This window comes from Candidatus Mycobacterium methanotrophicum (genome assembly GCF_023515995.1).
Classification (GTDB): domain Bacteria; phylum Actinomycetota; class Actinomycetes; order Mycobacteriales; family Mycobacteriaceae; genus Mycobacterium; species Mycobacterium methanotrophicum.
Map to the genome: position 1 here is coordinate 2,858,608 of NZ_CP097320.1, position 14,078 is coordinate 2,872,685.

At 65.9% G+C, this 14,078-nt stretch carries 15 protein-coding genes and 2 pseudogenes; 9 read left to right on the plus strand and 8 right to left on the minus strand.

What is annotated here, in order from left to right:
* Positions 1-88 precede the first annotated feature (88 nt).
* Positions 89-595: a SixA phosphatase family protein gene (locus tag M5I08_RS14825; RefSeq protein ID WP_219067136.1), complete on the plus strand. Its 507-nt coding sequence runs from the start codon at positions 89-91 to the stop codon at positions 593-595.
* Positions 596-606: 11 nt separating this feature from the next.
* Here the strand turns inward: M5I08_RS14825 and M5I08_RS14830 are convergent, their stop codons facing one another.
* The 3 genes from M5I08_RS14830 to M5I08_RS14840 form a co-directional block, all read right to left on the minus strand.
* Positions 607-1,233 (minus strand): hypothetical protein, encoded by a 627-nt coding sequence (locus M5I08_RS14830; protein WP_249762800.1) that lies wholly within the window; start codon positions 1,231-1,233, stop codon positions 607-609.
* 280 nt (positions 1,234-1,513) lie between these two features.
* Positions 1,514-2,071: a DUF3558 domain-containing protein gene (locus M5I08_RS14835; protein ID WP_219067138.1), complete on the minus strand. Its 558-nt coding sequence runs from the start codon at positions 2,069-2,071 to the stop codon at positions 1,514-1,516.
* Positions 2,068-2,616, minus strand: coding sequence for a DUF3558 domain-containing protein (locus M5I08_RS14840; RefSeq protein ID WP_219067139.1), 549 nt, complete (start codon positions 2,614-2,616; stop codon positions 2,068-2,070). The genes M5I08_RS14835 and M5I08_RS14840 overlap by 4 nt, the downstream gene beginning before the upstream one ends.
* 172 nt (positions 2,617-2,788) lie before the next feature.
* Here M5I08_RS14840 and M5I08_RS14845 point away from each other — a divergent pair, with 172 nt between their 5' ends.
* Both M5I08_RS14845 and M5I08_RS14850 read left to right on the plus strand, forming a co-directional pair.
* Positions 2,789-4,543, plus strand: coding sequence for an ABC transporter ATP-binding protein (locus tag M5I08_RS14845; protein WP_219067157.1), 1,755 nt, complete (start codon positions 2,789-2,791; stop codon positions 4,541-4,543).
* Positions 4,531-6,435 carry an ABC transporter ATP-binding protein gene (locus M5I08_RS14850; protein WP_219067140.1) on the plus strand — a complete coding sequence of 635 codons (1,905 nt, stop codon included), beginning with the start codon at positions 4,531-4,533 and terminating at the stop codon, positions 6,433-6,435. The genes M5I08_RS14845 and M5I08_RS14850 overlap by 13 nt, the downstream gene beginning before the upstream one ends.
* 6 nt (positions 6,436-6,441) lie before the next feature.
* On the opposite strand, the gene abmR is transcribed toward M5I08_RS14850, so the two are convergent.
* Positions 6,442-6,933, minus strand: coding sequence for an ATP-binding transcription factor AbmR (gene abmR / locus M5I08_RS14855; protein WP_307728211.1), 492 nt, complete (start codon positions 6,931-6,933; stop codon positions 6,442-6,444).
* Positions 6,934-7,058: 125 nt separating this feature from the next.
* On the minus strand, positions 7,059-8,192 hold the full coding sequence (locus tag M5I08_RS14860; RefSeq protein WP_219067141.1) for an adenylate/guanylate cyclase domain-containing protein: 1,134 nt from the start codon (positions 8,190-8,192) through the stop codon (positions 7,059-7,061).
* A gap of 40 nt (positions 8,193-8,232) precedes the next feature.
* Between M5I08_RS14860 and M5I08_RS14865 the strand changes: the two genes are divergently transcribed.
* Positions 8,233-8,727, plus strand: coding sequence for a DNA-deoxyinosine glycosylase (locus tag M5I08_RS14865; RefSeq protein ID WP_219067142.1), 495 nt, complete (start codon positions 8,233-8,235; stop codon positions 8,725-8,727).
* Positions 8,728-8,813: 86 nt separating this feature from the next.
* Here the strand turns inward: M5I08_RS14865 and M5I08_RS14870 are convergent.
* Positions 8,814-9,110: pseudogene (locus M5I08_RS14870) on the minus strand (amidase); the annotation flags it as partial.
* On the minus strand, positions 9,062-9,223 hold the full coding sequence (locus M5I08_RS14875) for a hypothetical protein (RefSeq protein WP_249763456.1): 162 nt from the start codon (positions 9,221-9,223) through the stop codon (positions 9,062-9,064). The gene M5I08_RS14875 and the pseudogene M5I08_RS14870, both read right to left, overlap by 49 nt.
* On the opposite strand from M5I08_RS14875, the gene M5I08_RS14880 reads away from it, so the two are divergent.
* Genes M5I08_RS14880 through M5I08_RS14890 form a run of 3 tightly spaced genes read left to right on the plus strand, consistent with a single transcriptional unit; the run spans position 9,222 to position 11,321 of the window.
* The gene (locus tag M5I08_RS14880; protein WP_219067143.1) at positions 9,222-10,382 is read left to right on the plus strand and encodes a MalY/PatB family protein; all 1,161 of its coding nucleotides are present in this window, start codon (positions 9,222-9,224) and stop codon (positions 10,380-10,382) included. The genes M5I08_RS14875 and M5I08_RS14880 overlap by 2 nt on opposite strands.
* Positions 10,383-10,417: 35 nt before the next feature.
* Positions 10,418-10,846 (plus strand): HIT family protein, encoded by a 429-nt coding sequence (locus M5I08_RS14885; protein WP_219067144.1) that lies wholly within the window; start codon positions 10,418-10,420, stop codon positions 10,844-10,846.
* A gap of 10 nt (positions 10,847-10,856) precedes the next feature.
* Complete coding sequence (locus M5I08_RS14890) at positions 10,857-11,321, plus strand: nitroreductase family deazaflavin-dependent oxidoreductase (protein ID WP_219067145.1); 465 nt, start codon at positions 10,857-10,859, stop codon at positions 11,319-11,321.
* Here M5I08_RS14890 and M5I08_RS14895 read toward each other — a convergent pair.
* The gene (locus M5I08_RS14895) at positions 11,310-12,149 is read right to left on the minus strand and encodes a uracil-DNA glycosylase (RefSeq protein WP_219067146.1); all 840 of its coding nucleotides are present in this window, start codon (positions 12,147-12,149) and stop codon (positions 11,310-11,312) included. The two genes, M5I08_RS14890 and M5I08_RS14895, sit on opposite strands and share 12 nt — an antisense overlap.
* A 164-nt stretch (positions 12,150-12,313) precedes the next feature.
* Here M5I08_RS14895 and M5I08_RS14900 point away from each other — a divergent pair, with 164 nt between their 5' ends.
* Both M5I08_RS14900 and M5I08_RS14905 read left to right on the plus strand, forming a co-directional pair.
* Positions 12,314-13,681: an FAD-binding oxidoreductase gene (locus tag M5I08_RS14900; RefSeq protein WP_219067147.1), complete on the plus strand. Its 1,368-nt coding sequence runs from the start codon at positions 12,314-12,316 to the stop codon at positions 13,679-13,681.
* A 304-nt stretch (positions 13,682-13,985) separates the two neighbouring features.
* Positions 13,986-14,069: pseudogene (locus M5I08_RS14905) on the plus strand (hypothetical protein); the annotation flags it as partial.
* Between the last annotated feature and the right edge of the window lie 9 nt (positions 14,070-14,078).

Here is a 14,078-nt window from a genome sequence, read left to right on the forward strand (position 1 = left end):
GACCGAGCGCTGGCGCCGCGTTGACTCCACACAGGTCACATCAGTCACAGCGGTCCCGCGAAGAGGCGCATACCGTAACCTCGATCGAGTGAACCGGCAAGACCGCACCCTGGTGCTGCTGCGGCATGCGAAGTCGGCGTATCCGGACGGGGTGTCTGACCATGACCGGCCGCTTGCCCCCCGCGGGCGGCGAGAAGCCAGGCTGGCCGGCGATTGGTTGCGGGCCAACCTGCCTGCGATCGATGCGGTGCTCTGCTCGACGGCGACTCGGGCTCGGAAAACCTTGGCGCACACGGCCATCGACGCACCGGTTCGCTACGTTGGCCGGCTCTATGACACGGCGCCCGGAACCGTCATCGACGAGATCACCAACGTCGGCGACGATGTCAGCGTCCTGCTCGTCGTTGCGCACGAGCCGACAATGACGCAGACGGCGCTGGGTTTGGCCGATGCCGATTGCTCCAGCAGCGCTGCCGCCGAACGCATCTCGACGAAGTTCCCGACCTCGGCGATGGCGGTACTACGCTTCGCCCGCAGCTGGAAAGACGTCGAACTCGGTTGCGCGGCGCTAGTCGACTTCCACGTGCCGCGTTAGGTTGGGCCGCGTTATTTGCACAGGTCAACCGTTGCTTTGATCTTGTCGTCGAGAGCTTGCCGCAACGAGTCCTGAGCGAACTCCGGCGCGCCGGCCAGGTAGCCGATCGCGAGCTCCTCGAGCGTTGAGCCCATGGCGTTGACCGATTTTGCGAGGTCGGGCGGGGTCGCCGGTTCTTGGGCTACCCGGTCTCGCAGGAACGCGCCACCGCCGTAGAACGCCAGTCGCGCGGCAGTCGCGATCGAAAGCGCACCGATCGGCCCGCCGTTCGGTGGGTTCTTCAGGCGGGAATTCCTGACCACCTCGTGATCGACGAGCTTAAACGTCTCGCAAATGTGCTTTTTCGCGTCTTTGGTTTGTTGGTCGGTGTAGGTCGGCGCGGACGACGCTGCGTCCTTGTGCGGGTAGAACCAGCCCAGGACGGCAACGGTCGTGGCGATCACGGCAAGCGCCAAGGCCGCCACGGTGGTCCATCGCGACAGCTTCGACGCGCCCGGGGCGGGAGGAGCAACGTGGGCATGTCCTGCGGGCGATGGCTCAGCGGCCTCTGCTGCGGCGTCAGACTGGGGCGAAGGGACAGCGGCGGACTCAGTTTCATCCGCGGCGAAGGTTGGCTCTGTGGGAGGCGTCTCAGACATTCGTCGATGGTATCGTATCGTTCACACCTCGTGGCGGGGAGTGATTTCGGTGTCAAAAAATAGCGCTCTCAATCGTTTTGGCACGGCGCTGCGCCTCGCCGACGGAAAGTCCAGCGCGCCGGTGGGTTTGGCCTCTCGTTCGGCAATCCCCTGCGAATAAAGCCTAATTGCGACAGTTGTCGTCGCGCGTGGCGCCAACATGAAGCGCGCTGAAAGACCGCACAGGTCTGGTCGCCGTCGGCAATCTTCCCCAGCCACAGCCTTTTTCCTGGTGAGCGCCTTAGGAGTTGGTGGAAAGAGTCAGCTCCATCAGCTTGATGGCCTGCGCGCAGGCGTCGATACCGGGCGCCTGCGGGTTGACCCACCACCCGACCACGCCGGCGGCGTCGCTGGCGACCCCGCACGCGCCGTTCGGATCGTTGGGCCGCATCACGATCGACGCCACCCCGGAGATCGACCGATTCTCGATCTGATACTTCAAGAACTCGGCGACCTTGCGCTCGTTGTCGAGGCTGTCTTGCTCGAACCAGAACCGGGTGATGTCGATCAGCCCGCCCGGGTTGGCCGCCTGCCACCGGCATATCGCGCCAACGAAGGTGCTCTGGATGTCTTGAGGATCAGCACCTACCGTCTTGGCCAAGACGTCGGTGGTGAGCACCTCACATTCCTTTTGCAGGTTCGGGTACTGCTGCTCGGAGTTGTTATTGCGCGGCTCATCGCCCATGCCCGCTTTTTGCGCGGTGCCTGCCACCGACCTCGTGCAGCCGGTCGACACGGACACCGCGGCGGCCACGACGGCCAGGCCGACGAGCGCCCGATCACGCACGGTGACCCTCATTTCGAGTTCTCAATCGACTGACGGGCCAGCTCCTTGGCGACGTTGCACGCGTCGGGGAACGGCTTCTGGCTGAAGTTCACCGACCATTCGATGAAGTCGTCGGCGAACTGGATGCCGACCTCGCACAGCGAGTCGCCCAACGTCGGGTCGTTACCGACGGCGACGAAGCCGCCGTGGCCGTCGATGTTGATGTCTTCCACGCTCGAGCGGGACAACTCCTCGGTCTTGCGTTCCCGGCCGATCGGGCTCCCCCGATACCAGGAGAAAGAGAAATGCGGGCCGAGAATACCGCCGCCCGCGAGCCACTGGCAGCCCACCGAATTCTTGGCGGTGTTGACCAGCCCGGCTACCTGTGTCAGCTTGGTCACCGTCTCGTCGCTGATGCCGCCGCACTGCGGAAAGAACGGACCGTGCTTCCCCTGCTCGGACGTCGTCCCAGTCGAACCCGTCGACTGGGACTGGTTGGAGCCGGAATCGGAGCACGCGGCCACCGCGGGAATCAAGGTCGCTGCCGCCAGGGCAAGCGCTGCCACATTACGCCGCATGGCTACGCGCGCCTTCTGCTGATCACAGGATGCACTGTAGCGGCAGCACCGTGAGTCAACCATCGCACACGCGGTGACCTGTACTTTCTTATCCGCCAGCGGGCATCGCGGCGGCGTGAACCGTGCGGTGATCATCACGGCTGTCCGTTCGGCGGTGTGCAACAGTTACCACATGCTCCTGGCACTGCTGCGCCAGTACGTCCGGCCGTATCGACGGCTGGTGGCGGCGGTGATGTCGCTGCAGGTGGTGAGCACCCTGGCTTCGCTGTATCTGCCGACGGTCAATGCCACGATCATCGACGACGGCATCGCCAAGGGGGACACCACCACGATCGTCCGGCTCGGCATGGTGATGTTCGCGGTCACCGCGCTGCAGGTGGTTTGCGCGGTCGGCGCGGTCTACTTCGGCTCCCGGATTGGGATGGGGTTCGGCCGTGATCTCCGCTGGGCGATGTTCGACCGGGTCACCGCGTTCTCCGAGCACGAGACGGCCCGCTTCGGCGCGCCATCGCTGCTGATCCGCACCACCAACGACGTCCGGCAGATCCAGTTCCTGGTGCAGATGAGCTGCACGGTGCTGGTCACCGCCCCGATCATGTGCGCGGGCGGGATCTTCATGGCCATCCACCAGGACGCCGGGCTGTCGTGGCTGCTGCTGGTCAGTGTCCCGGTGTTGGTGGTGAGCAACTACTGGATCGTCGGGCATACGCTGCCGCTTTACCGCAGCATGCAGCGGTTGGTCGACAACATCAACCGGGTGATGCGCGAGCAGCTGTCCGGGGTGCGGGTGATCCGGGCATTCGCCCGCGAACCTTTCGAACGGCAACGATTCGCCGAGGCCAATCTCGCATTGGCCAACACTGCACTGAGCGCGGGCAATTGGCAGGCGTTGATGCTGCCGGTGACCACCTTGACCATCAACTGTTCCAGCGTCGCGCTGATCTGGTTCGGCGGCTTGCGGATCGACAGCGGGCGGATGCAAGTCGGCTCCCTGATCGCGTTTCTCGTTTACTTCGCGCAAATTCTGATGGCGGTGATGATGGCGACGATGACGTTGATGGTGTTGCCGCGGGCCGCGGTCTGCGCGCAACGGATCGACGAGGTGCTGTCGCTGACTGCTGCCGTCAGCAATCCGGCCAAGCCCGTGCGCCCGGCCGCAGAGATGCGGGGTGTGGTTCAACTCGATGGCGCGACATTCCGCTACCCCGGTGCAGATCGCCCTGTGTTGCAGGAGGTTTCGCTGACGGCGCTACCGGGCACCACCACCGCTGTCGTCGGCAGTACCGGTTCAGGGAAGTCGACCTTGGTGTCGCTGATTTGCCGGTTGTACGACGTCACGTCCGGAGCCGTCCTCGTCGACGGTGTCGACGTGCGTGACCGCGACATCGACGAGCTGTGGTCAGGCATCGGATTGGTGCCTCAGCGCGGCTACCTGTTCTCCGGGACCGTCGCCGACAACCTGCGCATCGGCGCGGCCCCTGGACAACACGTAACAGAGGACCAGATGTGGGAGGCGCTGCGGGTGGCGGCCGCCGACGAATTCATCCGTGCACACGATGACGGGCTGCAGATGCGGGTCGCTCAGGGCGGTGTTAATTTGTCCGGCGGGCAGCGCCAACGGCTGGCGATCGCACGGGCGGTGATCCGCCGTCCGGCGGTCTACCTATTCGACGACTCGTTTTCCGCACTCGACGTGCACACCGATGCGCGGGTCCGCGCGGCTCTGGCCGCGTTCGCCGGTGCCGCAACGGTTATCGTTGTGGCGCAACGTATCTCGACCGTTGCCCAGGCCGACCAGGTGATCGTCGTTGATGACGGGCGGGTGGTCGCCACAGGCACGCACCAATCGCTGCTGGCCGATTGCCCGACCTATCGGGAATTCGCCGAATCGCAGTCGATGGACTCTCGCGTGGGATGGCAGCGGTGACCGCGGCGCTGGGCACTACCCAGTACCTGAGTCAGCGCTCACGCGACTTCACAGGCTCAGCCGTGCGCCTGGTGAAGCGCTTGGCGCCGCAACGGCCCACGGCCGTCGCGGTGATCGTCTTGGGCGTCGCCGGAACGGTCATCGGGGCGGCGGTTCCGCGCATCCTCGGCCATGCCACCGACCTGCTGTTCAGTGGTGTATTGGGCCGGCAGCTGCCGACCGGGGTCACCAAGGCTCAGGCCGTCGCCGCGGCGCGAGCTCGTGGCAACAACACCTTCGCCGATCTGTTGTCAGGGATGAATGTGGTCCCGGGCCGTGGTGTGGACTTTGCCGCCGTCGCCCACACGCTGACTTTGGCCCTGGTGATGTATGTTCTTGCTGCGCTGCTGGTCTGGGCACAGGCCCGGCTACTTAACGTCGCTGTGCGACGGACACTGCAGGCGCTGCGCACCGACGTCGAGGAGAAGCTGCACCGGCTGCCGCTGGCCTACTTCGATTCCCGGCAACGGGGCGAGGTGCTCAGCCGAGTCACCAACGACATCGACAACCTCCAGACGTCGCTGTCGATGGCGATCGCCCAACTGATGTCCGCGGTCCTGACAGTAGTCACGGTGTTGGCGATGATGCTGACCATCTCGCCGCTGCTGACCGGGATGACATTGCTGACCGTGCCGCTGGCGCTGATCGCGACTCGGGCGATCACCCGGCGCTCACAACGACTGTTCGTCGCGCAGTGGACCAACACCGGCCGACTGAATGCCCACATCGAAGAGACGTACAGCGGTTTCACCGTGGTCCGGACGTTCGGCCAGCGCGCGGCGGCCGAAGACGAGTTCCGTCGGCTCAACGACGGCGTGTACCAAGCCAGTTTCGGCGCCCAGTTCATCTCCGGTCTGCTGTCGCCGGCGACGGGGTTCATCGGCAACCTGAGCTACGTTGCGGTAGCGGTGGTGGGTGGAGTGCAGGTGGCCACCGGTCAGATCACCGTGGGCAGCATTCAGGCATTCATCCAATACGTTCGCCAGTTCAACGCGCCGATGAACCAGGTGGCCTCGATGTACAACACCCTGCAGTCCGGTGTGGCCAGCGCCGAGCGAGTTTTCGACTTGCTCGATGAGCCGGAAGAGTCACCCGACCGCGAACCACTGCTGCCCTCGGCCAACGGTGAAAGGCCAACCGGGCGGGTGGAATTCGACCATGTCAGCTTCGGCTATCGCCCCGGCTCGGCTGTGATCGACGACCTCTCCTTCGCCGCCGAGCCCGGCAGCACGGTGGCAATCGTCGGACCGACCGGGGTGGGCAAGACCACGCTGGTGAACTTGCTGATGCGCTTCTACGACGTCGACTCGGGCCGGATCCTGGTCGATGGCATCGACATCGCGACGACTGGTCGCAAAACGCTCCGATCCCGCATCGGCATGGTGCTGCAAGACACCTGGCTCTTCGGTGGGACGATCGCCGAGAACATCGCCTACGGGCGGCCCGACGCCAGCGACGACGATGTGATCGAGGCGGCCAAGGCCGCTTACGTCGACCGGTTCGTGCACAGCCTGCCCAAGAGATACCAGACCCGCATCAACGACGCAGCTACCAACATCAGCGCAGGCGAGAAGCAGCTGATCACCATCGCGCGGGCATTCCTTGCCCGGCCTCAGCTATTGATCCTCGACGAGGCGACCAGCTCAGTGGACAGCCGGACCGAGCTGCTGATCGCCAAGGCTACCCACGAGCTTCGACGCGATCGGACGAGTCTCATTATCGCGCATCGTCTTTCGACGATCCGGGACGCTGACGTGATCGTGGTGATGCAGGCCGGCAAGATCGTCGAGCAGGGTAACCACAGCGAGCTACTGGCCCGCCGAGGCGCGTACTACGCGATGACGCAGACCTAGAGCGGCTTACAGCTCCGGACCTTCTGCACGCAAGTCGTCGACCGCGGACATGGCATCGCGCAGCTTGGCCAGCCACTCTTCGGTGTGCTCGCCGACCAGCTTCACCGACCAAGCCAGCGCGTCGGAGCGAGAACGGGCCACCCCGGCGTCGACCAGCGTGTCGAGCACCTGGCGCTCCGGCTGCTTCAACCGCGTCATGACCGGGACCGCGACGTGGGTGAACAAGGTCCGCTCGCCACCGACCTCGACGCCCCAGGAAACCTTGCGGCCGTAGCGATCTTGCGCCTCGTCGGCAATGTTCATCCGCTCCGACCGGGTTTCTTCGCGAAAACGCGAGACACGACCCGAGGCGCGGGCTTCGCTTTCTTCCGTATCGGAGCTGTCGGGCAGCTTGCCGATGAGATGCCGGTCGACGAACGTCGGCTCACGGCACGCTTTCGGGCGCAAATCCGTGACAGAACCCCACATTCGGCGGGAAGTAACCGTTGATCTGGCCACCGTGGAGTTGTACCTTTAAGAGCGAAGCAGGCCCGGAAAGCGACGAGTTCCAAAGAGCCGGTCAACGGAGTGAAAACCGGCCGCGCAGGATCTACGAGACGCCTCCTAACGCGCCGGGCCTGCCCCTAGGTGCTCTCGGTATCCCCGTCGCCCCGCCGTGCCCGGAACAGCTTCACCTCACCCTTGATGCCCTTGAGATGACGTGCGCCGGCGAACGACCAACTGAAGCCCGCGTGATCGCCGAGCTGATCGCACGTCGATTCGGCGGCCAGCACTGCGCCGGGCCGGGCCACCGCGGTCACCCGGCTGGCCAGGTTCACCGGGCTGCCGAACCAATCACCGGCTCGGCTCACCGCGGACCCTGAGGCGATGCCTGCCCGCAGCCGCGGCAAGTCGTTGTCGCCGTCGGTGATTTCGACGAGCTTGAGCACCGCATCCAGCAGCGGCGCCGGCTCAGTGCAGACGAACATCACCGCGTCGCCGATCGTTTTGACGAAGCGCACCGGTAGGACCGCCACGTCGCGGGCCAGCTCTGCTAGCCGGTTGGCCAGTAGCCCCAGCTCCTCGGCGGGCACCTGCTCGCCCAGCCGGGTGAAGCCGACCAGATCGGCGAAGGCGACAGTGACTTGGCGTGCGCCCGGTAGCGGCGCTCCGGCGGCTCGCTCGCTGACCGTGACGGCCTCGGTCTGCATCATGTTCCGCAGGTGCATGAACAGCATGTCCTCGACGAACGGGCCCAGTAGCGGAGCGATCTGACTGACTAGGGCATGAGACCGTTTGGCGATTTCCAGCTCGGTCGTGCCCGGTTCTAGGACAGCCGCTAGGGCGGTATAGCGCATGACCTCGGCCGTATGCGAAAGCCCTTCGGCGAGCACGCGCATAACCAGCACTAGGTTGTCGGGATCCAGGCCGAGTTTGGCGAAGTGCCGCACATGGGCGGCCGCCTCGGCGTCGGCCCGCATGTGCACGGCCGCGTCGGGATCCTCGATCCGGGCCAAACCGATGGCGCGCTGCACACGCTGAAATAGATCAAGATCAATGCCATAGGCGTCGGCAATTTCTCGCGTCGACACATAGCTACCGTCGTCGCCGATCACTCGACGGGTTGCCAGCATCAAGGGTGCGGACGCGCCGCGAATCTCGTCCGCAGTGACGCCCTGCTCGAACAGCCACTCGATCAGCTCGGCGCGCTCGGCGCGTGCGCTGCCCTCCAGATCGCCCAGCAGCTCCTCGATGTCCGGGTCGACCGCGTCGTCCACGTCGCCAACGTATAACGCGGCGAGGCATCATGTGCGTCTGATGGCCACATCGCTTCTGGAAGGATTTGCGCCCGTCGTCGACGACGACGCCGGGCTGCTGATCCTGGGATCGTTTCCCAGCGTGCAGTCACTGGCGGCCCGCCAGTACTACGGCAACCGGCGAAACGCGTTCTGGCCGATCACCAGTGCACTGTTCGGCTTCGACGCGCAGGCAGCATACGAAACCCGGCTGACCGCACTGCAATCCCACGGCGTAGCGCTTTGGGACGTGCTGCACAAGTGCCGTCGCGTCGGTAGCTCAGACGCCAAGATCGACCCTACGAGCTTGGTGGTAAACGGCTTCGCCCAACTCTTCGCCACTTACCCCGGCATCGAGCGGGTGTACTTCAACGGCCACACCGCAGATAAGCTATTTCGCCGACTTGTCCACGTCGACGCGCCGGTCAGCTACCGGGTGTTGCCGTCCACCAGCCCCGCGCGTGCGATGCCGGCGGGCCAGAAACTGCAGGCCTGGCGGGAGATCTCCCAGTCATGACACCGGCGGCCGCCGATGCGCCCACGGCCTAGCCGCCTCGATCTGTGCACCTAGCGCCAGCAACGTCGCCTCGTCGCGCGGGCGGCCGACCCGATGCGCGCCATATTGCGGGTCCGCTTCTCTAACCGGTCTTGGTGCGCCAAGCTGCGCACGTCGTTGCAAATGCCCCGGAAGTAGCGCGGCAGGTAGTCGGCGTAGATCGCCGCCGGTGGATAGTCGGGATCGCGGGCGACGACGTCGTGGCCAAGCTCGCGCAGCAGCGCACCCGCCTCATCGACCGCCGCGCGCTGCTCCCTGCCGATCTTGACGACCAATGGCGGTGGAACCTTGGTGCTCAACGCAATTCGCAGCCGGCCGGGTTCGCCAGCGGCGGCGCCCACGAATCCGCGAGCAGCCCCGGCGCGGTGACCGTACCCTCGGCCAACATCCGCACCTGTTCGGCCGCTCCGGCGAAAGCGAGATCTGCATCGTCCACGTCGAGGCAGACTACTGCCATGGACGGCACGGCGTTCGATCAATTGACCGACGAGCAACTGCGCAGCCGCAGGACCATCAAGTGGAACCTCTTCGGGCCCGACGTGTTGCCGCTGTGGGTCGCCGAGATGGACTTCCCCACCGCACCGGCGGTACTCGACGGCATCCGGTCCTGCGTCGCCAACGAGGAGTTCGGCTATCCGCCGGTAGACGACGAGTTGCCAAGGGCGACCGCCGACTGGTGCCGGCGCCGCTACGGCTGGCGGGTTTCACCGGATTGGGTTCGGGTGGTCCCCGACGTGGTCAAGGGCATGGAAACCGTCATCAACTTCCTGACCAGACCTCAGAGTCCGGTCGTGCTGCCCGTCCCCGCATACATGCCGTTCTTCGACATCCTTGCGGTTACCGGCCGTCAACGGGTGGAAATCCCGATGCTGCAACACGATTCGGGCCGCTACGTGATGGATCTGGAGGCGCTGGACGCCGCATTCGCCGACGGAGCCGGATCGCTGATCCTGTGCAATCCGAACAATCCGCTGGGCACCGCCTTCCAGTACGACGAGCTACGCGCGATCGTGGATATCGCGGCGCGCTACAAGGCGCGGGTGATCGCCGACGAGATCCACGCGCCGCTGGTCTATGGACGCCCGCACGTCGCCGCTGCCTCGGTGTCCGACACGGCCGCCGACACCGTCGTCACATTGGTGTCGGCCTCGAAGGGCTGGAACCTGCCCGGGCTGATGTGCGCACAGGTGATCCTGTCTAACCCGCACGATGTCCGCGACTGGAACCTGATCAACAAGGTGCACAAGATGGGCGCGTCCACCGTCGGTATCCGCGCCAACATCGCTGCCTACAACGATGGCGCCGGCTGGCTCGACGAGCTGCTGATCTACCTGCAGAAAAACCGCGACCACCTGGCTGCGGCCCTGCCCGAACGGTGCCCGGGCCTGAAGATCAACGTCCCGGAGGCCACCTACATGTCCTGGGTTGATTTCCGGGCGCTGAACTTGCCGACCGAACCCGCAGAGCATCTGCTGTCCGAGGCCAAGGTGGCGCTGAACCCCGGCATTCCGTTCGGCGCCACGGTGGGCTCGGGTTTTGCACGGCTGAACTTCGGCACCACCCGGGCAATCCTCGACCGCGCGATCGACGCGATCGCCGCCGCCGTAGGCGCATGACGGCGCCGGCGGAACCGAACCGCTACGGTGGCGGCATGTCGTGTATGTTCTGTGCGATCGTCGCCGGGGAAGCGCCGGCCATCCGCGTCTATGACGATGACGGCTACCTGGCCATCCTCGACATCCGTCCGTTCACCCGCGGGCACACGCTGGTGGTGCCCAAACGGCACACGGTCGACCTCACCGACACCGCTCCGGAGACGCTGGCCGACATGGTGGCGATCGGACAGCGGATCGCCAAGGCGGCCCGCAGCACCGAATTGGCCGACGCCACCAACATCGCGCTCAACGATGGGCCCGCCGCCTTCCAGACCGTGCTGCACATTCACCTGCACGTGCTGCCGCGGCGAAACGGCGACAAACTGTCGGTGGCCAAGGGGATGCTGCTACGCCGCGACCCCGACCGCGAATCCACCGCTCAGATCCTGCGGGAGGCGTTGGCGCGGATCGACGCCGGCCGGTAATACTGGGTGAATGGCCCTTCCGTCGTTCGTCGAACAGAGTCTGCTGCCGCAGGTATTACGCATACACGACGCCGTCTATCGCAATACCAACGGCTGGATCGGGCATCGGACGCTGGGAGTTCCCAGCCTGCTGCTGCACACAGTCGGCGCCAAGACCGGCAAGGCCCGGACCACGTCGCTGACTTATGCCCGCGACGGCGATGCCTACCTTGTCGTCGCCTCCAAGGGTGGTGACCCGAAAGCGCCCGGCTGGTATCACAATCTGAAGGCCAACCCGAACGTCGAAATCAACGTCGGGCCGAAGCGTCTCCGGGTCACAGCAAAACCCGTACTGCCGGATGACCCGGACTATGCCCGGCTGTGGCAGATCGTCAACAAGAACAACGGCAACCGGTACGAGGGATACCAGAGCCGGACCTCACGGCCAATTCCGGTGATCGCGCTGACGCCTCAGCGCGGGCGGTCACCGGGATAGTCCTGCGATGGCCGCGGCCCGGCCGAAGACGTCGTCGAGCATCTGCGCGGTCAGCTTGCCGGTGAACGTGTTCTGCTGGCTGGGGTGGTAGCAGCCCAGCAGCTCCACCTCCCCGTGGGCGGCAACCAGGGTCGCCGCGGCGCCGTGGCCGAACTTCGGCTGCGGGCGCGGAACCCGGCCACCTGCGGAGCGGACCATGTCCAACGACGAACGCCAGCCGAACAGCCCCAGCGCGACGATGACCCGCGCGTTGCCGCCGGTCAACCGCCATTCGGCAGTCAGCCACGGCGCGCACGTCGCCCGCTCGGCGGGCGTCGGCGCGTTGTCGGGCGGCGCGCAGCGCACCGCGGCCACCACCCGACTGCCGTTGAGCACCAAGCCGTCGGCGGCATCCACACTGATCGGCGAATTCGCTAAACCGGCCCGATGCATGGCCGCGTACAGCACATCCCCGGACCGGTCGCCGGTGAAGACCCGACCGGTCCGATTGCCGCCGTTCGCGGCCGGGGCCAGCCCGACGATCATCAGCCGCGGACGCTCGGCCCCCCAGCCCGGCACCGGTCGGCCCCAATAGGGCTGGTCGGCAAATGACCGTCGTTTGGTCGACGCGACGTGTTCTCGCCACTCGACCAATCGTGGGCAGGCCCGGCACACCGACACCTCGGCGTCGAGCTGGGCCGGTGATTCGACGGCCAGAGCCATCGCAGCCACTTGCGCCTGCGTCGACGCCACCGCGGTGCGGACGGTCGCCGGATCACCGGGCCAGCCGGCGCCGGGCGGCACCGGTGAGTCGAAGAGCGCTCCGGTACGGGGATGGGCGAGGCTCACCGCTCTACTGTGCCTTCAGCGTCGGGCGAAGGCGGGCTGCGTGTTCGGGGCGGGGGCCGACGGCGAGCACGGCGGCGTGCGTCGGATCCCTTGGCGATCGGGTAGGCCAGCTGATCGACTCGGCCGCACCCATAGCTGGCAACGCTATCCGTAGGATCGCCTCCATGGGCGCGGACGTGCTGGCCGGCTTGATCGCCGAGCTACCCGACGGCATGGCGGTCACCGACCCCGCGGTGACCGAGTCGTACCGACAAGACCGGGCCTTCGACCCGTCGGCGGGAAAGCCGATGGCCGTGGTGCGCCCGCGGCGTACTGAGGAAGTGCAGACGGTGATGCGGTGGGCCAGCGCTCATCACGTCCCGGTAGTGACACGTGGCGCGGGTACTGGCCTGTCCGGAGGCGCCACCGCCGTGGATGGCGGGATCGTCATATCCACCGAGAAAATGCGCGACATCACCGTCGACCCGGTCACCCGCACCGCGGTGTGCCAACCGGGACTGCTCAACGCCGAGGTGAAAAAGGCGGTCACCGAGTTTGGGCTGTGGTATCCGCCCGACCCGTCGTCGTATGAGATCTGCAGCATCGGCGGCAACATCGCAACGAACGCCGGCGGACTGTGCTGCGTCAAGTACGGCGTCACCACCGACTATGTGCTCGGTGTGCAGGTGGTGCTGGCCGACGGCACGGCGGTCCGGCTGGGTGGACCGCGGCTCAAAGACGTGGCCGGGCTGAGTCTGACTAAGCTGTTCGTCGGCAGCGAAGGCACCCTGGGGGTGATCACCGAGGTCACGCTGCGGCTGGTACCGCCGCAGCACTCGGTGAGCACGGTGGTCGCCAATTTCGCGTCCGTGGAAGCCGCCGCCCAAGCGGTGCTCGCGGTGACCGCGCGGCTACGCCCGGCGATGTTGGAGTTCATGGACGCGGTCGCGATCAACGCGGTCGAAGACAAGCTGCGGATGGGCCTGGACCGCGGCGCTGCCGCACTGCTGCTGGGCGCCTCCGATGAAAGGGGGCACGCGGCCGCTGACGACGCCGAATTCATGGCCGCTGTGTTCACCGAATACGGTGCGACCGAAGTGTTTTCGACCTCCGATCCGGACGAGGGCGAGGCGTTCGTCGCTGCCCGCCGGTTCGCGATTCCAGCGGTGGAGGCCAAAGGCCCGCTGCTACTCGAGGACGTCGGCGTGCCGCTGCCCGCGCTGGCCGACCTGGTCGCCGGCATCGCCCGTATTGCCGCCCAACGCGAGCTGACGATCTCGGTGATCGCGCATGCCGGTGACGGCAACACCCATCCGCTGATCGTTCACGATCCCGCCGACTCCGCGATCAGCGAGCAAGCCGGGCTGGCATATGGCGAGATCATGGACCTTGCCTTGCGCCTCGGCGGCACGATCACCGGCGAACACGGCGTCGGCCGGCTGAAGCGGCCATGGCTGGCCGGCTATCTCGGACCCGAGGCAATGGCGCTGAATCGCCGGATCAAAGACGCGTTGGACCCGCTCGGCATCCTGAACCCTGGCGCGGGCGTCTGAGTCACTTGTGCCACAGGCCGCGTTTTGCAGCGGGCACACTTTCTGCCCACCTCAACGCGCTGCACCTGCTACGCCGCGACAGTACGTCGGCTTCCGCTGCACGGCGGACGAGTAAGCCTGCCTGTTTACGCTGGCCCGACATGAGTGCTATTGGCTCCCAAGGTGTTTGTCGTGCGTTGGAGGCCATGGCTCGACAGCGACAGGTCGGTGGCAGCCGTTCTCAGCTTGGTCTGTAGCAGGTGAAGCAGGCCGACTTTTCATGACAATGGCGGCGGTCCCGCCAGACGTCATCGTCGAGATCGTCGATGTCGACGAGGCGGGCATCGTATGGGCCGGAGGTAGCTATGTGCGACGTCCACTGTCGGTCCCGTTCCGGGTCGCGTCGTGATGGCGGCCA

Bases quoted from the DNA above. Each gene is read 5' to 3' on its own strand.
- M5I08_RS14885 (WP_219067144.1), top strand. From the start codon at position 10,418: ATGTCGTGTATGTTCTGTGCGATCGTCGCCGGGGAAGCGCCGGCCATC.
- M5I08_RS14865 (WP_219067142.1), top strand. From the start codon at position 8,233: ATGGCCACATCGCTTCTGGAAGGATTTGCGCCCGTCGTCGACGACGAC.
- M5I08_RS14840 (WP_219067139.1), bottom strand. From the start codon at position 2,616: ATGCGGCGTAATGTGGCAGCGCTTGCCCTGGCGGCAGCGACCTTGATT.
- M5I08_RS14900 (WP_219067147.1), top strand. From the start codon at position 12,314: ATGGGCGCGGACGTGCTGGCCGGCTTGATCGCCGAGCTACCCGACGGC.
- M5I08_RS14850 (WP_219067140.1), top strand. From the start codon at position 4,531: ATGGCAGCGGTGACCGCGGCGCTGGGCACTACCCAGTACCTGAGTCAG.
- M5I08_RS14890 (WP_219067145.1), top strand. From the start codon at position 10,857: ATGGCCCTTCCGTCGTTCGTCGAACAGAGTCTGCTGCCGCAGGTATTA.
- M5I08_RS14830 (WP_249762800.1), bottom strand. From the start codon at position 1,233: ATGTCTGAGACGCCTCCCACAGAGCCAACCTTCGCCGCGGATGAAACT.
- M5I08_RS14875 (WP_249763456.1), bottom strand. From the start codon at position 9,223: ATGGCAGTAGTCTGCCTCGACGTGGACGATGCAGATCTCGCTTTCGCC.
- M5I08_RS14845 (WP_219067157.1), top strand. From the start codon at position 2,789: ATGCTCCTGGCACTGCTGCGCCAGTACGTCCGGCCGTATCGACGGCTG.
- M5I08_RS14835 (WP_219067138.1), bottom strand. From the start codon at position 2,071: ATGAGGGTCACCGTGCGTGATCGGGCGCTCGTCGGCCTGGCCGTCGTG.
- M5I08_RS14880 (WP_219067143.1), top strand. From the start codon at position 9,222: ATGGACGGCACGGCGTTCGATCAATTGACCGACGAGCAACTGCGCAGC.